Here is a 21,275-nt window from a genome sequence, read left to right as displayed (position 1 = left end):
TGATGTGATTAGAAGCTTTTAGCTTTAATAAAATAAGGAGTTTAATAAAGGGATTATATTGGGGTAAAGCTCAGGTTTATATATCTAAAGCTAAAGAATACTCCTTTTTGTCTTTACGGCACTCTAGAATTTCGACGATATCAGTCATAGTGAAAAATTGAAGTTTAATATCACTATTAGCCTTAAGTTGGTTCATGTACTCAAGAGCGTTGGCGTGGATGCTTCCAGTTGTAATGATATAACCAGTTTTAACATTATTAGCAACCATGGCTCCAACAAGTTTTTGGCATATTTCACGACCTATTGTAAAATCTAAATCTTCTTTTGTAACAAGTTTTCCGCCTTCGTGAGCCTGGATTAAATCATATCTTTTACATTCTACATAAATTTGCTCGTCTTCTAGAGTTGTTAAAATTAAATCTACACCTCCATCATTAGAGGGTGGTGTAAGTTCTACGTTTTTAAAATTAGGATCTTCTTCAAAAAGCCATTTACAAAAGCCTTCAAATTCAAGTCCGGTCATATTTTGAATACTTTCTTTTTTTATATTAATATTAAATGTTAACTTATTATCATTATATTTTACGAACATCATAATTAAAGGAGAAATACTTTTAATTAAGAGTATTATTAGGATTAGTAAAATACATATTTCATATAATTTCATAAAATCACCTCAAATTAAATTATTGTCAAATTTTAAAATTCTAAACTTCTTAAATGTAATATATAGATTTTAAATAAAAAAATTCGGAATCTATTGAAATTATATGAAATTAATGGTAATATATAATATATGGTAACGATACCATATATTATACAAGAATATTACGGATTAAAATACTTTGATTTAAAAGTATAATTTTATTGTTTGTTTTGGAAACGGTTCCAAAATGCGATTACATAGAATTAGAGTTTTAGTTTAGAAGGTGCAATAAAAAACATGTTGAGTTTATAATATCTTACTTGAGTAAATCGCTCTTAACATCTTATTAAGATGTTAAAATATATTACATTAAAAATAGGGGGAAGTTTCATGTTAAAGAAATCAAGAAAAATTATGTCTATACTCCTATCAACAATAATGGCGTGTTCATTATTTGTAGGATGTGGTTCAAAGGATGATTCAGCTGGAAAGGATAACAATGGGGATAAGACAGCTTCAGAGACTCCAGCAGAAAAAGAGAAAGTTTCTTTAAAAGTTTGGGGCTCACAAGAAGACCAACAATTACTTGGGGAATTAGTTGAGTCATTTAAGACTGCACACCCAGATAAAGAATACACTATTGAGCTTGGAGTTGTGGGAGAACCTGATGCTAAAACAAAGTATCTTGAAGACCCAGCAGCGGCTGCTGATGTATTTGCTTTTGCAAATGACCAATTGTATGATCTAGTAAATGCTGGTGGATTATATGAGGTTACTAGAAATAAGGAAGCAATAATGGCAGCTAATGTTGCAGGTTCTGTTAACGCTGCTACAAAAGATGGTAAGTTATATGGATATCCTATGACTGCTGATAATGGGTATTTCTTATACTATGATAAAAGTGTAGTTAGTGATGAAGATGCTAAATCTTTAGATTCTATTTTGGCTGCTGCTAATAAAGCTGGTAAAAAAGTATTTATGGATGTATCTAATGGTTGGTATATTGCTTCATTCTTCTTAGGAGCAGGTGGTAAATTAACTATGGATGACGCTGGAAAGCAAGTATGTGATTTTAATAATGAAACTGGAGTTAAGGTTGGAGAAGCTATAAAAGCATTTACAGCTGATCCTGCATTTTTAACTGGTGATGATGCCGTTTTAACTGGTGGTTTTGGTGATAACATAGTAGCTGGTGTTTCTGGTACATGGACAGCAGATGCTATAAAAGAAAAATTAGGAGATAACTTCGCTGCAGTTAAACTTCCTACTTTCACAGTAGATGGAAAGCAAGTTCAAATGGGAAGTTTTGGAGGATATAAATTAATTGGGGTTAACAGTCAAACTAAGGCTCCAGTAGATGCTATGGAACTTGCAGAGTTTTTAACAAACGAAGAGAGCCAAGCGTTAAGGTTTGAAAAGAGAGCAATGGGACCTTCTAATATTAAGGTTTCTGAAAGTGATGCTGTTAAAGCTAATATTCCTCTAGCTGCTCTTGCAATGCAAAGTCAATTTGCAACTTCTCAAAAGGAAGTTCTAGGTACTTATTGGACACCATCAGAGGCATTTGGTACAGCAATGGAAGCTAAAGACTACTCTAAATCAATAAAAGAGCAGTTAGATGCAATGGTTGAGCAAATCTGCCAATAGTTTATTTCAGTAAAGTTTATTGACATAGAATTTAACTATTAATAGGAAGTTACCACTTTATAAAATTAGTGGAATAAGTGATAATAAACAAATCTAAGGATTTGGAACATCACTTAAAGAAATAAATAAGATATAAATATTGAGATTGAAATAATGAAATTCATAGAAAAACGGCTGGAATTACATCTAGCTGTTTTTCTATAACATGAAAGCATCCTAATTTTGGAAATATGAATTATGGAGGTATTTATGGAAACGGAAAAAATACCGGGAAAAAAGAATTTGATAAAAATTTTCTTCGATTTATGTAAAAATGGATTGAAGGGTGCATATATAGGATTTATTAATTTTTTTAAGATTTTTGGGAAAGGAACTATAGTCACAAAACTAAGCTATCTTATTATGGGACTTGGATGCTTTTTAAGAGGACAGGTTATAAAAGGTATTTTATACTTTGCAACTCAGCTTTGCTATATAGTTTATATGGTTACCTTTGGGTGGGGGTATTTAAAGAATATAACAACCTTAGGTATTAGTGCTCAAAAACAAGTATGGGATGAGGGACTTCAAATTTATCTAAACAAGCCTGGAGACAACTCCATGCTGATTTTACTTTTTAGTGTGGTTACAATTGTTGTAACTCTAGCCTTTATTGGAATTTATGTTGGTAGCATTAAAGCAGGGTATAAGTGTGAACTTCTTAGAAGAGAAGGTAAAAAGCCAAAGACTTTTAAAGAAGATTTAAAAAGTTTATTAGATGAAAATTATCATAAGACACTTATGACGTTACCAATGTTGGGCACCATATGCTTTACAGTATTACCACTAATATTTATGATTTTAATAGCCTTTACTAATTTTGATAAAACTCACCAGCCACCAGGAAATTTATTCACCTGGGTTGGACTTCAGAATTTTAAAGATGTATTTTGGGATAACCCATTAAAGTCACACACTTTTAGCAGTCTATTCGTTTGGACAATGGTTTGGGCTACTTGTGCCACATTTAGTAACTATTTTTTAGGTATGATTCTAGCACTGCTAATTAACAAAAAAGGAATTAAGGGAAAAGGCTTTTGGAGAACCCTATTCGTTTTAACTATAGCGGTACCACAATTTGTAACTTTACTATTAATGTCCAAGATGCTACATGATTCAGGACCAGTAAATGTATTGCTTGGATATCTTGGAATGTCACCGGTGCATTTTTTAACCAATGGTAATATAGCTAAAATAGTAGTCATTGTAGTTAATATGTGGGTTGGTATTCCATATAGTATGCTTATAACTTCAGGAATTCTAATGAATATTCCAGAGGATATATATGAAAGTGCAAAGATTGATGGAGCAAGTCCTTTTACAACCTTCGTTAAGATAACACTTCCATATATGTTGTTTGTAACAACGCCTTATTTGATTACACAGTTTATTGGAAATATAAATAACTTTAATGTTATATATTTGCTTACAGCTGGAGGACCAGCAAGTCTTAATTACTTCCAGGCTGGAGAAACAGATTTGCTAGTAACATGGTTATATAAACTAACAGTAAATGAGCAAAATTATAGCTTAGCATCCACTATAGGAATAATTATATTTGTTATTTCTGCCGTATTATCACTGTTAACTTATAATATGTCAGCATCAGTTAAAAAGGAGGATACGTTCCAATGATAGAAAATGGTTTAGAAGTAAATAAAAATGTTAAAGAAAAAAAGAGAAAGTTAAAAAAGAATAGAACCAAGCTAACTAATGGAATTGTATATGTTATTTTAGCTGTTTTAGGAATTATTTGGATTATACCTCTTCTATGGCTGCTTCTAATATCTTTTAGAGAAGAGCCTGGGGCTTTTACAACATATATAATGCCAAAGGGATATACTTTAAATAATTATATAAAGTTATTTACAGAAACTCAGCTGTTTAATTATCCAAGATGGTATTTAAATACTTTTATTGTGGCTGTATTTAGCTGTATTTTATCAAGTTTTTTTATACTTGCAATCAGCTATACTTTAAGCAGAATGAGATTTAGAATGAGAAAGCCGATAATGAATATAGCTTTAATTCTTGGCATGTTTCCAGGCTTCATGTCCATGATTGCTATATATCATATTTTAAAAGCCATAGGCCTTCAGCAGTCATTATTATCCTTAGTACTTGTATACTCTGGAGGAGCGGGGCTTCAGTATTATATTGCTAAAGGCTTCTTTGATACTATTCCTCGTTCCTTAGATGAAGCTGCAATGTTAGATGGGGCTACAAAGAATGATATTTTTTGGAAAATAACACTTCCAATGTCTAAGCCAATAATTACTTACACGGTTTTAATGGCATTCATGGCACCTTGGGTAGATTTTATCTTTGCAAGTGTAATTATGAAGGATAATTATCAAAACTACACCATCGCTCTTGGATTGTATCAGATGCTGTCTAGAGAAAATCTTTATAAATACTTTACCCAGTTCTGTGCAGGTGCAGTGTTAATAGCTATACCAATAACTATATTATTTATAAAGATGCAGAAAAACTATGTTGAAGGAGTAACGGGTGGTTCTGTAAAAGGATAAGATATATGGAATTGAATTTAGAATGCCCGAATGTAGCATTTAGAATTAAGGATGTTTTTTCTCACTGAGTTCGAAAAAACTTTGATAAGATTATTTTAATCGAGAATATGATAATTAAAATTTATTGAATTATAGTTTAAAATAATATGAAAAAGTATGAATAAACTCCAGAGGAGTTTATTCATACTCAAAAATAAAAGAAATCCCTTAGGGATTTCATCCACCATTCTAAATTCTACATTCTAAATTAAAAATAGGGGTGTGTTATGAAAAAAGCTGTTATAGCATTACTAATTGTGACCATATCCATGTTAAGTGGTTGTTCAAAGAGGGCAGAAGTAAAAGAAATTGATGATAAATATAAAAATTACTATGAGATTTTTGTTGGTTCCTTCTATGATAGTGACGAAAATGGTATAGGGGATATCAATGGAATTATTGAAAAACTGGATTACTTAAATGATGGTGATAGGAAGAGTGATAAGGATCTTGGAATTAATGGTATATGGCTTATGCCAATTATGCCATCACCAACTTATCATAAATATGATGTTACAGACTATTTAGGAATAGATCCGCAGTATGGAACTATGGAGGATTTTGAAAAGTTAGTAAAAGAGTGTGATAAAAGAGGAGTAGATTTAATTATAGATTTAGTTCTAAATCACACTTCAGCTCAAAATCCATGGTTTATTTCAGCTAAAAAAAGTTTAACAGTTGAGCCTTGTGGTAAGGAAATTTGTGCTTATAGTGAACCATGCAGAGAGCATAATAAGTATGTTAAATATTACAACTTTAGTCAAGAGAAGTTTTCTGGTTATCATTCAGTTGGGATGCCTACTGGTTGGTATTATGAGGGAGTATTTTGGGATCAGATGCCAGATTTAAATCTTGATAATGAAGAGGTTTGGAAAGAAATTGAGAATATTAGTAGGTTCTGGCTTGATAAAGGGGTATCAGGGTTTAGGTTAGATGCAGTAACCTCCTATTACACCGGAAACGTTTCTAAGAATGTTGAGGCGTTAGAGAAGATTAACAGCATAACGAAAAATTATAAGGAGGATGCTTATGTTGTTGGAGAAGCTTGGGCTGATGCAGGAACTATTACAAATTACTATGAAAGTGGAATTGATAGCTTTTTTAACTTTCCTTGTAGTGACAGTAACGGTCTGTTAGTTAATACAATTAGAAATAAAAATGGGGCAGATTTTGCTAAAAGAGTTGAAGAGTGGCAGAAAACTATTAAAGGTATTAAAGAAAATGCTGTAGATGCACCATTTCTTTCTAACCATGATATGGGTAGAAGTGCTGGATTTTTAATGCGGGATTTAACAAAAGAAAAAATGGGGGCCGGCCTATATTTAATGATGCCAGGAAATTCATTTATATATTATGGTGAAGAAATTGGAATGATAGGTTCAGGGAAAGATGAAAATAAAAGACTTCCTATGGTATGGTCAGTAGAGGATAAAAAAGGAATTACTAATGCACCATCTGGAGCTACTTCAGATAATGGCAGTATTGAAGCGGGAGTTATGGAACAGGAGAAGGATAAAGAGTCTTTATTAAACTTCTATAAGGAAGCTATAAAACTTAAAAATATGAATCCAGAAATTGCTAGAGGTACAGTGAGTGCGATAGATATCGGTAACGATTCCATCGCTATGTATAGTTGTGAATATGCAGAATCTAAGGTGTATGTCGTTCATAATTTATCAGATGATGAAATAAAAATTGACTTTGAAAAAGCAGATTTTAATTACTCTGGAATAAGCGGGTACTTAACCGCAGCCGGAGGAAAGGCAGTTCTTAAGGATAATGTTTTAAATTTACCACCAACATCAACAGTAATTATAAGATAGCAGGAGGATGATACAATGCTACAGTCAATCAACTTTAATAAAGATAAATTTGTATATTTTTTAAATGAATATTTAAAATTGGAATATCAGAAGACTATTTCTACAGCAACAGTATATGAAATGCACAATGCTCTTTCTAAAACTTTAATGGGGGATATTAGTGAAAGTTGGAAAAAGAGTGAAGAAAAGAATTGGAGAAAAAAACAAGCATTTTATTTCTCAGCTGAATTTTTAGTTGGAAGAGCTATCTTTAATAATCTCCTTGCTATGGGGATCACTAGTGATGTTACAGACACCTTAAAAGAACACGGCTTTGATATAAATTCTTTTGAGGAGATTGAAGATGCGGCTTTAGGAAATGGTGGTCTTGGAAGACTTGCAGCATGCTTTTTAGATTCAGCAGTTACACAAAATTATCCTTTAAATGGATATGGTATTAGATATAAATATGGATTATTTAAACAAAGGTTTGAAGATGGTATGCAGGTTGAGGAAGCTGATAACTGGACTAAGCATGGGGACCCATGGTCATGTGCAAAGCTTGATGAAGAGGTAATCATTGAATTTGCAGATCAAAGGGTTAGGGCGGTTCCTTATGATATGCCAATCATAGGATATGATACGAAAAATATTAATACCTTAAGACTTTGGCAGGCCGAGCCAATAGAGGAGTTTGACTTTAAAGCATTTAATAATCAGGAGTATATAGAAGCTTTAGCAGAAAAAAATCGAGCAGAGGATATCTCAAGGGTTTTATATCCAAATGATTCAAATGAAGAAGGTAAAATTCTAAGAATTAAGCAGCAGTATTTCTTTTGTAGTGCATCAATACAGGATATAGTTAGAAAGCATGTATCTAGGTTTGGAAAGGATTTCGAGAATTTTCCTGAGAAGTATGCAATTCAGCTTAATGATACTCATCCAACGGTTGCAATTCCAGAGTTAATCCGTATATTTGTGGACGAATATGAAGTTGATTTTTCAACTGCTTTGAAGTTAGCTAAAAAAACCTTTAACTATACTAATCATACTGTAATGCAGGAAGCCTTAGAAAAGTGGAATTGTGAGCTTTATAGAAGAGTTATTCCTAGGGTATTTGAAATAATTAAACTTATAAATGAGGATTTAATAGAAACCTATACTGAAAAGGGTGGAAAATTTAAAGAGAATCTTGAAGTCTTTAAGATAATTAAAGATGATACTATTCATATGGCGAACCTTGCTATTTATGGTTCAACTTATATTAATGGGGTTGCAGAAATTCATACGGAAATCTTAAAAACTTCAACCTTAAAAGAATGGTACGAGATCCGTCCAGAGTCATTTCAAAATAAAACAAACGGAATAACTCAAAGAAGATGGCTGGCTCTTTGTAATCCGAAGTATGGAAAGATGATTTCTCGTCTTTTAGGGAGTGACAGTTGGGTTACTAATTTAGACTTATTAAAAGGTTTAGAAGAATTTAAAGATGATAAAAAAGTGTTAGATAGATTTATGCGAATAAAGACAGATAATAAAAGACAGCTTTCTGCTTATATTGAAAAGTATGAAGGAATTAAAATTAATCCTGATTTTATATTTGATATTCAAATAAAAAGACTTCATGAATATAAAAGACAATTTCTCAATGCTCTGTCCATATTAGATATCTATTTTAGATTAAAAGATGGAGAGTTAATGAATTTTAGACCAACTGCATTTATTTTTGGGGCTAAATCTGCACCGGGATATGATAGAGCAAAGGGCATTATTAAATTCATTAATGAGATTGCTGAATTAGTAAACAATGATGAGGAAGTAAGCAATAAGTTAAAGGTTGTATTTGTTCAAAATTATAATGTTTCTTATGCAGAAAAATTAGTATGTGCAGCTGATATTTCAGAGCAGATATCTACAGCAGGGACAGAAGCATCAGGAACAGGTAATATGAAATTTATGCTTAATGGCGCAGTAACCTTAGGTACTTATGATGGTGCTAATGTTGAAATTGTAAGAGAAGCAGGCTTTGAGAATAACTATATCTTTGGTGCAAGAGTTGAGGATTTAGAAAGAATAAAGGATTTCTATGATCCTGTTGAGATATACAATAGTAATCCAAGAATCAAGCGTGTACTAGATACCTTAATAGACGGTACTTTTGAGGATGGTGGAACAGGGATATTTAAGGAACTTCATGATGCAATTTTAAAAGGTGCAAGCTGGCATAAGGCTGACCATTACTATTTATTGCTTGATTTTGAGGAGTATGTTGATACAAAGCTACAGGCAATTAAGGATTATGAGAATAGCTATGAATTTGCTAGAAAATGTTTAATAAATACAGCCAATGCTGGAATATTCTCAAGTGATAGAACCATAGACCAATATGCAAAAGAGATATGGAACATTAAAAAAGTACAAGGTAAAAAAATATATTAAGTAATTAGCTAGGGAGGAGAAAACAATGAGGAAAAGTGGAATATTGCTGCATATATCATCCCTGCCATCTAAATACGGTATAGGAACTTTTGGAGAAGAAGCTTATGAATTTGTAGATTTTTTAAAGGAATCAGGACAATGCTTATGGCAGATACTCCCTATAGGGCCTACGAGTTATGGAGATTCTCCTTATCAATCTCCGTCTACCTATGCTGGGAATCCATATTTCATAGACTTTGATTTACTTGCAGAGGATGGGCTGTTAGAGGAAGAAGAGTACAAGTGTTATTATTGGGGAAATGATGAAACGGATATAGATTATGCAACAATATATAATAATAGATTCAAGGTACTTGAACTGGCATATAAAAGAGGTTGGGAAAGAGATAGAAGTCAGGTTGAGAGGTTTTTCAAAGAAAATGAATACTGGCTTTCTGATTATAGTTTATTTATGGCTGTAAAAGAACATTTTCAAATGAAGTCATTTTTGAAGTGGGATGAAGATATTCGCCTTAGAAGCCCACAGGCTATGGAGCGATATAAGGAGATGCTTTCTGACAGGATTAAATTCCATGTGTATATACAGTATTTATTTTATGAACAGTGGATAAATTTAAAGGAATATGCAAACCTAAATAATATAAAAATCATAGGAGATATTCCCATATATGTGGCAGAAGATAGCGCAGATGCATGGGCAAATCCAGAAGTTTTTATGCTTGATGAAAACCGAATACCAATCCAAGTAGCAGGATGTCCTCCAGATGCATTTAGTGATGATGGACAATTATGGGGGAATCCATTATATGATTGGGAGTCTCTTAAAAAGGAAAATTTTAAGTGGTGGATAAATAGGATTAAAGGTGCGTCAAAATTATATGATGTGGTGAGAGTTGACCATTTTAGAGCTTTTGCATCCTTTTATGCAATTGAATATGGTGCTAAGAACGCAAGAATTGGTGAGTGGAAAAAAGCTTATGGCAGTGAGTTATTTAAGTTAGTTAAGGAACAAATGCCAGATATAAAAATAATAGCTGAAGACTTAGGATTTCTTACTGATGACGTATATGAACTTATGGAAGAGGTTGGATTTCCAGGAATGAAAATTTTACTTTTTGCTTTTGGAGCTGATGGAGATTCAGAGTTTATACCGTATAAGATAAATGAAAATAGCATTGCATATATTGGAACTCATGATAATGATACTTTCATTGGGTGGTGGGAAAATGCTGACCCTAAGGAAAAGGAATTAGCTATTAGATATATGAATTTAACTGAAGAGGAAGGGTTAAACTGGGGAATAATAAGAACTTTGTTTGGAACTAAAGCAGAAGCAACAATTGTGCAATTGCAAGATATTTTAGGTTTAGATAACGAAGCTAGAATGAATCTTCCTTCAACAATTGGAACGAATTGGCGATGGCGTGTTAAAAAAGAATATCTTACTAAGTCATTAGCTGATAAATTATATATTTTAACAAAAACCTTTGGCAGGTTAGGTGAATAAGTGAAAGATTAAAAACAAGTCCTCAAATATAATTATTTGGGGATTTTTTATATTAAGAAAATAATTTGGACAAAGAAAAAGTAAAGGTGAAAACTAATAAAGAGATTTTTAGTGTGAAGAAATAATTGAAATGTTGAAAGTAGCTAGATAACTAAGATTATTCACAATATAGGTATGGAGATTGTCAGCAATGTTAGTTTCTAATATTTACAATAATGTGGTATAATAGTAAAGGGTAAAAGATAATGAATTAGAAATGGAGTTGATAATATGGCGGTATTAGTAACTGGTGGAATGGGTTATATAGGAAGTCATACGGTAGTAGAGCTACAAAACATAGGTAAAGATGTAGTAATAGTTGACAACTTATATAACAGTAAAGAATTAGTTAAGGATAGAATTAAAGCTATAACAGGAATAGAACCAAAGTTTTATAATTGTGATGTTTTAGATAAAGAGAACTTAGAAAAGATATTTGAAGAAAATGAAATAGATTCAGTTATTCACTTCGCTGGATATAAGGCTGTTGGTGAGTCAGTGGCAAAACCACTTGAGTATTATCACAATAACATAGGAAGCACTCTTGTACTTTTAGAGGTTATGAGAAAATTCAATGTTAAAAACTTCGTATTTAGCTCATCAGCTACAGTTTATGGAGATGCAAAAATAATTCCAATAACAGAGGATTCTCCGTTATCAGCAACAAATCCATATGGGCAAACAAAGCTTATGATAGAAGAAATATTAAGAGATTTATATGTTTCTGATAATACTTGGAACATAGCATTACTTAGATACTTCAATCCAGTTGGAGCTCATAAGAGTGGAACTATTGGAGAAGATCCATGCGGAATACCAAATAACTTAATGCCTTATATAACAAAGGTTGCAATTGGAGAACTTAAGGAGTTAAGTGTATTTGGAAATGACTACAATACTCATGATGGAACTGGGGTTAGAGATTACATTCATGTTGTAGATTTAGCAAAAGGTCACTTAAAAGCAATAGATAAATTAGAAAGCAATCCAGGACTTGTAACTTACAATCTAGGAACAGGAAATGGCTATAGTGTTCTTGATGTAGTTAATGCTTTTGCAAAAGCTAGTGGAAGAGAGATTCCGTATAAGATTGCACCAAGAAGACCTGGAGATATTGGAACATGCTACGCTGATCCAAAGCATGCCAATGAAGATTTAGGATGGAGAGCTGAAAAAGGAATAGATGAAATGTGTGAAGACTCTTGGAGATGGCAAAGCCAAAATCCAAAGGGATATAACATATAATAAAATATCAAATTAATTTTTAAGACAAGTAGAGTATGGTCTACTTGTCTTTTGTTATTTGCAATACCCATAAGTATTAATCACAAAACTTAAATTTATGAATAATCTATTACTAGATTTATATAGATTGATGGAGGTATAAATGGGGTATTATGTTAAAGTTGAACCCGATGTAAAAGTTTATGTAGAGGATCTTAATCCAGAGGGAAAGAAGACAATTGTATTTTTACACGGATGGCCTGGCAGTCATAATTTGTTTGAATATTAGTTTGATGAGCTTCCTAAACATGGCTATAGGTGTATTGGAATAGACACTAGAGGGTTTGGAGAGTCTGATAAGCCTTATAAAGGATATGACTATGATAGATTATCAGATGATGTTAAATGTGTAGTGGATGCATTAAAGTTAAAGGATTTTACACTGGAAGGACATTCAACAGGTGGTGCTATGGCTGTTAGGTATATGGGTCACCATGGTGGTTGTGGGGTATCTAAGTTAGTTCTCATCTCTGCAGCGGCACCTAGACTTACTAAAAGTAAAGGTTTTCCTTACGGATCAGATGAGGAATCAATAAATAAAATTATTGAGGGAACATATGCAGACCGACCGAAGATGATTAGTGATTTTGGAGATATATTCTTTTACCAACATATAACGCAGTCATTTTCTCAATAGTTTTTAAATTTAGGATTGCAAGCAGCTGGATGGTCCACAGCATCAATTGCAAAAACTTGGTTAAAAGAAGAGTTATTTTCAGATCTTGAATCAATAAAAGTACAAACTCTAATTCTTCATGGAATTCATGATAAAGTTGTTTTATTTGAATTAGCTAAGATACAGAATCAGTGTATTAGAAATTCAAAACTTATACCATTTAAATTTAGTGGGCATGGAGTATTCTATGATGAGAAAGATAAGTTTAATAAAGAATTAATGGAGTTTATTGAGGAATAAATTTTATATCAATAGAATGAGTTATTTGGAACTTAAGAATAATGTTTGGTAAAAATTAGGATAATGATAAATAGAAGCAGGATAATTAAATTTATCCTGCTTCTATTTTGTGATTTAATAAATGATAGTTATTGTAATAGGTGGTAAGGGAAGTAAATGAAAAGTATGGTATAATACAAAGATAATATTAGACAAATTAGTAGATAGATATTAGTTTTTATAGAGAGGAAGTAAAAAATGGGAAAAATATTAGTTTTAGCGGAAAAGCCGTCCGTAGGAAGAGATTTAGCAAAGGTTTTAAAATGTAATCAAAATAAAGGTGCATATATAGAAGGTAGCAAATATGTTGTAACTTGGGCTTTAGGACATTTAGTTGGGCTTCAGGACCCAGAGGACTATGATGAGAAATATAAGAAATGGGCAATGGAAACTCTTCCAATGCTTCCTAAGCATATGAAACTTACAGTTTTAAAAAAGACTCAAAAGCAATTTTATGAAGTAAAAAAACAGCTTTTAAGAAATGATATAGAAGAGATTGTTATCGCAACGGATGCTGGTCGTGAAGGTGAGTTAGTAGCAAGATGGATAATAGAAAAAGCAGGGGTAAGGAAGCCACTAAAGAGATTATGGATTTCCTCACAGACAGATAAGGCTATTCTTGATGGATTTAGAAATCTTAAGCCAGGGGCAGCTTACGAGAATTTATATAAGGCAGCAGTATGCAGGGCAGAAGCAGATTGGATTGTAGGGCTTAATGTAACTCGTGCTTTGACTTGTAAGTATAATGCTCAGCTTTCAGCAGGAAGAGTACAATCACCAACCCTTGCAATGATTGTGCAAAGAGAAGAAGAAATTAAAAATTTCGTTCCAACTGACTATTATACCTTGTCTGCAAAGTCAAAAGATTTTTCTCTTCAGTGGATTGATAAAAATAATAATCAAAGGATATTTAATGAGGGTACAGTAGAAAAGCTTATTGGAAAAATAAAAGGATGTAATGGTGAAGTTATAGATGTGTCAGAAAGCTTGAAAAGAAAGCCGGCACCAGCTCTATATGATTTAACTGAATTACAAAGAGATGCAAACAGAATTTGGGGATATTCTGCAAAACAGACTTTATCCATAATGCAGAGGTTATATGAAAATCATAAGGTTTTAACTTACCCAAGAACAGATTCAAGATATATAAGTACAGACGTTGTTGCTACAATTCCAGATAGATTAAAAGCTATTTCCGTTGGAAATTATAGAGCAGCTGCAGTTTCAATATTAAAGAATAAAATAGTACCGTCTAAGAGCTTTGTAGATAATAATAAGGTTTCAGACCACCATGCTATAATTCCAACAGAGGAAAGTCCTAACTTTATGCATTTTTCTTTAGAGGAAAGAAATATTTATGATTTAGTTGTAAAGAGATTTTTAAGTGTTTTAATGCCACCATTTGAATATTTACAAACTAATGTAACTGCAGAAATAGCAGGAGAAAAATTCATTGCTAAGGGTAAGGTTATAAAATCAAAAGGATGGAAGGTCGTATACGATAAAGAGGATGTAGAAGAAGGTTTAGAGGACGAGGATATTAAAGACCAAGTTCTTCCACAGTTAAAAAAAGGCGATAAAATAAGCATTACTTCAGTTAATTCAAATAAAGGACAAACAAAACCACCAGCAAGATTTAATGAAGGAACATTACTTTCAGCTATGGAAAATCCTCATAAATATGTGAAGGTTGGAAAGGATGCTGCCAAAACGTTAAATGAAACAGGTGGACTTGGAACAGTTGCAACAAGAGCTGATATAATAGAAAAATTATTTAACTCCTTTGTTATTGAAAAAAGAGGTAAGGAAATAGTACCAACATCAAAAGGAAAACAGTTAATTGAACTTGTACCTACGGAGCTGAAATCACCACTTTTAACAGCAGATTGGGAAAGTCAGCTTGAAGATATAAGCAAGGGAAAACTAAATGATAGAAAGTTCATTGATGCTATGAGAGCATATGCTACTGAACTGGTTAATGATGTTAAAGGAACTGAAAGCAAATTTGTCCACGATAATCTTACAGGAGCAAAATGCCCTAAGTGTGGTAAATATATGCTTGAAGTAAAAACTAAAACAGGAATAATGAATGTTTGCCAGGATAGAGAATGTGGACATAGAGAAAGTGTAAGTAAAACTACAAATGCTAGATGTCCAGAGTGTAAAAAGAAGTTAATGCTTAAAGGGCACGGGGAAGGTCAGATATATGTGTGCCCAGGTGCAAATTGTAACTTTAGAGAGAAGGCATCACAGTTTAAAAAGCGTTTTGAAAAAGGCGGTAAAGTAGATAAGAGAGATGTTAAGAACTATATGAAAAAGCTGGAGAAAGAGGCAGAAAAGGAGTCAGCTAAGGATAATCCTTTTGCAGCATTAGGAGATTTATTTAAAAAATAACCAGTAGTTGGAAGAATACAAAAAAATTTCAATAATATATTTACTATAAACAAGAGCTACACCTGAGGATTTTGAAGGTGTAGCTCTTGTTTATGGGTAAGCATAAATAGTTGTATTTATTAGAATTAAAATAGTAAATAAGGTAGAAGGTTTTAATTTGAATATAACCTCAAATAGGCAAAATTATTTCATAAGTAAAATAATATAAGTTTTTAATGTTATAGCTTGAATACATGTTAATTATCAGTTTTAGTAGAATTTATAATTTTAAAATGAAATATGTTATATCAATAAACAATATATAGAAGTATAGTATTAGAATCCTATAAATACATAAATATATAAACATATAAATATATAAATGAATCATATATTGCATGAATTTAATAAATTTACTCATGGTAACTTTAACCATGGATATATTTATAAAATTATGACTAATGTAGAGATAGCCTTATTTCTTTGATGGTATATTAAGTTTATCGTGGTTATTTTTTCATATATAGGGGGAACACCTAAAGCTTGGAACTAATCTCCTAATAATTTAGACCTAATTGTATGTTATAACTAAGGAGTCACGATGTAGACGTAAAAGTACATTACTAACGAAAATATGGACAAGCACTTAGTCCAAAAAATAGGAGGAATGGAAATGAAATCGAAAGTAATAGCATTAACACTAGTAACTTTACTAGGAACAACAGTATTAGGAGGAGTACAAGCTCACGCAGCTGATTTTGAAAGTGAAGCAAACATTGTAAAAAAGGTTGTATATCAAGAGAATGATAATGATTGTGAGAATGATAGCTTAAGAAAAATTACTTGTATAAAACCTAATAGACCAGGAAGACCATTCAGGACATCTATTGGAAATGGATGTGATACAGGGGTAGTACTACCATCAGATGATAATACAGAGGTAGTACCACCAGAAGTAGTGCCACCAGTGGAGGATGATACAGTGGTAACACCACCAGAAGTAGCACCGCCATCAGATGATAGTACAGATGTAGCACCACCAGCGGATGGAGATATTGAAAATACACCTGATAATGGAAATGATGATACAGTTGTAAATGATAAGTTTATGGCTGAGGTTGAACAAGCTATCTTTAAAATAGTAAATGAAGAAAGAGCGAAAGCAGGAGTAGCACCGTTATCTTATAATTCAACTATGGAAAAGTATGCAAGAATTAAATCTCAAGATATGGGAGATAAAAATTATTTCAGCCATGAGGATTTAAGTGGGAATTTAATAACGACTCAAATGAAGGCGGATGGAGTTTCCTATAGAGCTTGGGGTGAGAACATTGCATATATAGGTGGAAACACAAATGCTACAGAACTGGCCAAGCAGTTTATGACTAATTGGATGAACTCTTCAGGTCATAGAGCAAATATATTATCAACTAATTTTGATAGTATAGGGGTAGGTGTATATAAGATAGGTAATAAGGTATATGCAACTCAAGAGTTTTATAGGTAGTGAATTATTAACAATTAAGTATAAAAATATATTATAATATAGCATAAAGGGAGCCTAATTATTTAGGCTCCTTTTGTATATTAACCCAGCATTTAATTGACATTAGAAAGAAATGAAACTCAAAAGTTATATATTCCAATAGAGTGTTAGAGAAAATTATAAGGTTTATTTTCTAATAGGTAAAGAAGATGAGTTTGTACTATTATTGAATTATTACGATACTTTTAGGGAAGCATATTATATGGTGTTTAGTTAGTATAATTTTTTAGCAATATAAATGAAGATATTGACAAGAAAACTAACATAAAAATCGAAAAAATAGTTTTTGATATATTTTATAGCAATAAATTATATGTTACAATTAATTTGAAATATATAAATATTGCATTTAATTCTATAATATGTTATCTAAGGAAGTGGTTTCATGATAAGTAATTTAGGGTTTTATAGACAATGGAAAGAGACTAGAAAGGCAGGCATAAAAAAGTATATGATATCAAAAATTAAGAGTGGATTCAGGTTGGGACTTTTAATATACTTAGGACTTTTTTCATGTCAAATAGTATTTATTAAAAAAATATATCCTTTGTGGTTTTTGTATGCATTAATCGCAGCCTTTTTAATTTCGGTATTATCAATAGTTGCAAAGTGGGAATATAATGAGTATAAGTTTAAAAATGTATTAGAATTGTATAAGCCAATTAAATGATATAGAAAAGGAGCCTTATGGGCTCCTTTTTACATTTCAAAATTGTCTGGTGAAATAATATGTTTTATTTTTGTACTGTATATATGCTTTAAGAAAATTGTACTTAAAATTACAGAAGAGATTTCAGCTAGTGGAAATGCAAACCATACTGCATTTAATCCTAAATATTTTGCGAATAGGAATGCTGCTGGAAGAATAATTACTAGTTGACGAATTATAGAGTTAATTAAGCTAAGCATACCATTTCCAAGGGCTTGAAAGGCAGAATTTAGCACAATACAATAACCAGCAAAAATAAAGGAGAAACTTATGGTTCTTAGAGCAATTACACCAATGTTTATAAGTTCTGAGGAAGCGTTAAACATTGACAGAAGTTGTTTGGGGAAAATTTGAAAAATTGAAAACCCAATTAACATTATTGAAACGGCATAGATTGCACTAAGTTTTATTGTTTTAGTTAATCGTTCTTTATTTCCTGCACCATAATTATAAGCAACAATAGGTATCATCCCAATTGTTATACCAAAGATGGGCATAAAGATAAAGCTCTGAAGTTTGAAATATATACCTAGCACTGCAGCAGCTGTGGAGGAGAAAATAAGAAGTATGTTGTTTAATCCAAATACCATTACAGAAGAAATTGACTGCATTATTATTGAAGGTATACCAACACTATATATTTTTTTTATTGTCAATTTATTAGGTTTAAAGTTTTTAAATTTAAGCTGTATTTCTGAATTTTTCTTAACATTATAATATAAAGTCAAAAACATGCCTATAATTTGGCCTATTACAGTCGCTATAGCTGCACCTGTTACACCAAGCTTTGGAAAGCCGAATAATCCAAAGATAAGGATGGGATCAAGAATAATATTGATAATAGCACCTATACTTTGGGTTATCATGGTGTAAAAAGTTTTTCCTGTTGATTGAAGAAGTCTTTCAAAGGTTATTTGTCCAAAAATACCAAAGGAAAAAATGGTACAAATAGAAATATAGGTACTTCCATAATCAATAATTTCTTTTATTTGAGTTTGAGATTCAAAGAATATTCTAGAAAAAAATATACCGAAAATAGTGAATACACCTGCACTTAAAAGGGCAAGAAAAACACCATTATTTGCAGCTTTATTTGCTTCTTTTAAATTTTTCTCTCCGAGACTTCTAGATAAAAGTGCATTAATTCCAACACCGGTTCCAGCAGCAACTGCAATCATGAGATTTTGTACTGGAAATGCCAGGGAAACTGCAGTTAAAGCATTTTCACTTATTTGAGCCACAAACATACTGTCAACTATGTTATATAGCGCTTGAATAAGCATTGAAATCATAACGGGTAAGGACATAGAAATAAGTAATTTACTTATAGGCATAATACCCATTTTATTTTCTTGTGGATGTTCGTATGAATCCATTAATGCTGCCTCCTTAAGTAAAAAATACATTATAGTTAATATTTTAAGGAATGGTGCTGGGTATGTCAAATTTTTCAAATAAAATATCCAGCTTACGTATTTATAAGCTGGATACGAGTATATATTAAGCTGTTGAACTAAGCTTTAATAACCTTGGTGAGCTCCCTCTTTATTAGTGGCTTAATTTTTAAAGCAATTATAACAGCCACAGCAGTTAATATTAGATCTTTAATAATATATGGATAGCAACCAATAACAAGAGCTTCTGAAATGCTCATATTAAGGACTAGAGCTAGTTGAAGAACACCAACTACATAGTCAGCGATTAAGCCTAGATAAGCTCCTGTGAATATAAGTTTTTTATTTTTACTTTTCGAAAAAATTCCAACAATAAATGCCATGATTAGAAAACCGCTTAAGAATCCACCTGTTGGACCAAGAATTGCACTAAAACCAGATTGGAAGTTTGCAAATACAGGCAGTCCAATAGTACCTATAAGAATAAAGGTAAGAATAGAAAGTGAACCTAACTTTTCCTCTAGAAGTATGCTTATTAAGATTACAGCAAAAGGTTGGAGTGTAATTGGAACCCCTGAAGGAAGTGGAATTGAAATTTGAGAAAACACTGCCATAAGGGCAGCACATAAGCCAATCATTGTTAATTCTTTAATATTATATTTATTCATAACTACCTCTTTAAATTTATTTCATTATAGAAATAGTATATATACTTCCTTGAAGGTTGTCAACTGTGAAAATGAAACGGGTTTACATTTAAAGTGTAACGATTGTTACGTCATTATTTTTGAACTTTTGATATTATAAATGCAGCTGAAGAAACTTCAATAATAATAAAGTGATAAGGATAAAATATTAATATGAAATTCAGGAGGAGGAGAAGTTATGAGTTTATATTTAGGGAAGCTTCATTACTGGTTATTTAATAAAATTTTATGGTTTCAAGGCATAGAGGAGTCTATCATAAGTACATTAGAAAAAGATGCGGCTGATATAGAAGTATATCTGCAGGAGATTAATAATAATTATGGAGAAAAGTTACCGAAGCTACCGTTAGAAGAGATTATTGATGAAAGCAATATACATGGCTGGCTTCAAGAGAAAATTAATATATCTGAGGGAAGAGTTGCAGCTTGGAGTAAGGTTTTATTATCACGCAATGAAGGAAAAATAAAACTAGACAATATATTTATTTCACAGGGAATGAAGGCTGGAGAAGAAGTAAATAGAAGTGGAAAAACTTTGAGTACAGCCTTTGAAATATATAACAGTTTGAATGATTATATTTTAGATGGAATGCCTTGTGATAGAGTAGATGAAATAATTGATTCTAATGATTTAAGGGTTCATTGGAGAAAAAGAATTTGTGTTCATAGAGAGATATGGGAAAGATCTGGTGTTGATGTAAAAGTGTTTTATGAGCTTAGAGCTCTATGGATGAAAGCATTTATTACTGAAGTAAATAGTAATTTTCATTTTACAGTTTTAGAAGATGGAACTATGCTTATTGAGAATAGTATGAGCAGTGATAATATGCATATATATGCATTAGACTTGTAATGAGGTGTGAGAATGAATGCTATTGAGATAATGATGGAGGAACATAAATATATCTATCGTATGCTTAAAGTTGTTAGAAGTATATGCTATAAATTGTATGAAGAGAAAAAGATAAACCTTGAAGACTTTAAGGATGTTTTATACTTTATAAGGATTTATGCAGATGGTCTTCATCATAAAAAAGAAGAAATAATGTTATTTAATAAAATGGTGGAGCACTTAGGAACTGTTGCTGAAAAAACAATAAACTACGGTATGTTGGTTGAACATGACATGGGAAGATTGTATGTTAAGGATTTAGATGAAGCTTTGACAGAATATCAAGGTGGGAATGAAGCTGCAGTTATTGATATAATAGCTAATGCTGTGGCGTATACCAATTTATTAGAAAGACATATTGATAAGGAAGATAATGTAATCTATAAGTTTGGGAAAAAGCAGCTTGGAACTGAAATATTAAGTGAAATAGATGAAAAATGTATTATTTTCGAAGAAGAAAATAAGGTTTTAAGGGATGGCTGTTTAGATATCTTAAAAAGGTTAGAAAAGAAATATTTATAATTAAACCAGGTAGAGGCGTTATTGATTCTGCCTGGTTTAATCATAATTTATTGTTTTTAAGAGATTATATTAATTAAAACGTAACTATAGAATTCAGCAATAATAATTATTAACAAATAGAAAAGACAATGGACTTTTTAAATGGATTAATTTATATTAATGTATGGAAGTTTATTAGTTAATTATAAAAATAGAATTAATGAA

At 31.7% G+C, this 21,275-nt stretch carries 15 protein-coding genes and 1 pseudogene; 13 read left to right on the top strand and 3 right to left on the bottom strand.

Annotated features, from left to right (window positions below; all coding sequences use genetic code 11):
- Window positions 1-76: 76 nt before the first annotated feature.
- The gene (locus BN1075_RS10880) at window positions 77-595 is read right to left on the bottom strand and encodes a restriction endonuclease (protein WP_197072300.1); all 519 of its coding nucleotides are present in this window, start codon (window positions 593-595) and stop codon (window positions 77-79) included.
- Between the two features lie 441 nt (window positions 596-1,036).
- Between BN1075_RS10880 and BN1075_RS10875 the strand changes: the two genes are divergently transcribed.
- From BN1075_RS10875 to BN1075_RS10825, 11 genes and pseudogenes are all read left to right on the top strand, one after another.
- Window positions 1,037-2,293 carry an extracellular solute-binding protein gene (locus BN1075_RS10875; RefSeq protein WP_040193175.1) on the top strand — a complete coding sequence of 419 codons (1,257 nt, stop codon included), beginning with the start codon at window positions 1,037-1,039 and terminating at the stop codon, window positions 2,291-2,293.
- A gap of 249 nt (window positions 2,294-2,542) precedes the next feature.
- Window positions 2,543-3,967, top strand: coding sequence for a carbohydrate ABC transporter permease (locus BN1075_RS10870; RefSeq protein ID WP_040193174.1), 1,425 nt, complete (start codon window positions 2,543-2,545; stop codon window positions 3,965-3,967).
- Window positions 3,964-4,863: a sugar ABC transporter permease gene (locus tag BN1075_RS10865; protein WP_040193173.1), complete on the top strand. Its 900-nt coding sequence runs from the start codon at window positions 3,964-3,966 to the stop codon at window positions 4,861-4,863. The genes BN1075_RS10870 and BN1075_RS10865 overlap by 4 nt, the downstream gene beginning before the upstream one ends.
- Before the next feature lie 266 nt (window positions 4,864-5,129).
- Complete coding sequence (locus BN1075_RS10860) at window positions 5,130-6,725, top strand: alpha-amylase family glycosyl hydrolase (RefSeq protein WP_040193172.1); 1,596 nt, start codon at window positions 5,130-5,132, stop codon at window positions 6,723-6,725.
- A gap of 15 nt (window positions 6,726-6,740) precedes the next feature.
- Window positions 6,741-9,143 (top strand): glycogen/starch/alpha-glucan phosphorylase, encoded by a 2,403-nt coding sequence (locus tag BN1075_RS10855; RefSeq protein WP_052406508.1) that lies wholly within the window; start codon window positions 6,741-6,743, stop codon window positions 9,141-9,143.
- Between the two features lie 25 nt (window positions 9,144-9,168).
- Window positions 9,169-10,650 (top strand): 4-alpha-glucanotransferase, encoded by a 1,482-nt coding sequence (gene malQ, locus BN1075_RS10850; RefSeq protein WP_040193171.1) that lies wholly within the window; start codon window positions 9,169-9,171, stop codon window positions 10,648-10,650.
- A 270-nt stretch (window positions 10,651-10,920) separates the two neighbouring features.
- On the top strand, window positions 10,921-11,934 hold the full coding sequence (gene galE, locus BN1075_RS10845) for a UDP-glucose 4-epimerase GalE (protein WP_040193169.1): 1,014 nt from the start codon (window positions 10,921-10,923) through the stop codon (window positions 11,932-11,934).
- Window positions 11,935-12,076: 142 nt separating this feature from the next.
- Window positions 12,077-12,889: pseudogene (locus BN1075_RS10840) on the top strand (alpha/beta fold hydrolase).
- A 237-nt stretch (window positions 12,890-13,126) separates the two neighbouring features.
- Window positions 13,127-15,322: a DNA topoisomerase III gene (locus BN1075_RS10835; RefSeq protein WP_040193168.1), complete on the top strand. Its 2,196-nt coding sequence runs from the start codon at window positions 13,127-13,129 to the stop codon at window positions 15,320-15,322.
- 652 nt (window positions 15,323-15,974) lie between these two features.
- A complete protein-coding gene (locus BN1075_RS21930) occupies window positions 15,975-16,808 on the top strand; it encodes a CAP domain-containing protein (protein ID WP_040193167.1) in 834 nt (277 codons plus the stop codon).
- A gap of 424 nt (window positions 16,809-17,232) precedes the next feature.
- Window positions 17,233-17,517 (top strand): hypothetical protein, encoded by a 285-nt coding sequence (locus BN1075_RS10825; protein ID WP_040193166.1) that lies wholly within the window; start codon window positions 17,233-17,235, stop codon window positions 17,515-17,517.
- A gap of 29 nt (window positions 17,518-17,546) precedes the next feature.
- Here the strand turns inward: BN1075_RS10825 and BN1075_RS10820 are convergent, their stop codons facing one another.
- Both BN1075_RS10820 and BN1075_RS10815 read right to left on the bottom strand, forming a co-directional pair.
- The gene (locus tag BN1075_RS10820) at window positions 17,547-18,932 is read right to left on the bottom strand and encodes an MATE family efflux transporter (protein WP_040193165.1); all 1,386 of its coding nucleotides are present in this window, start codon (window positions 18,930-18,932) and stop codon (window positions 17,547-17,549) included.
- Between the two features lie 137 nt (window positions 18,933-19,069).
- Window positions 19,070-19,618, bottom strand: a complete 549-nt coding sequence (locus BN1075_RS10815; protein ID WP_040193164.1) for a biotin transporter BioY — start codon at window positions 19,616-19,618, stop codon at window positions 19,070-19,072.
- Window positions 19,619-19,835: 217 nt separating this feature from the next.
- On the opposite strand from BN1075_RS10815, the gene BN1075_RS10810 reads away from it, so the two are divergent.
- Window positions 19,836-20,510: a hypothetical protein gene (locus tag BN1075_RS10810; protein WP_042387210.1), complete on the top strand. Its 675-nt coding sequence runs from the start codon at window positions 19,836-19,838 to the stop codon at window positions 20,508-20,510.
- Between the two features lie 12 nt (window positions 20,511-20,522).
- Window positions 20,523-21,071 carry a hemerythrin domain-containing protein gene (locus tag BN1075_RS10805; protein ID WP_040193163.1) on the top strand — a complete coding sequence of 183 codons (549 nt, stop codon included), beginning with the start codon at window positions 20,523-20,525 and terminating at the stop codon, window positions 21,069-21,071.
- Window positions 21,072-21,275: the final 204 nt, after the last annotated feature.

The sequence above is a fragment of the Clostridium culturomicium genome, assembly GCF_000821305.1.
Classification (GTDB): Bacteria; Bacillota; Clostridia; order Clostridiales; family Clostridiaceae; genus Clostridium_J; species Clostridium_J culturomicium.
Note: the sequence above shows the minus strand (reverse complement) of the source record. Positions and strands in the feature narration are given on the sequence as shown.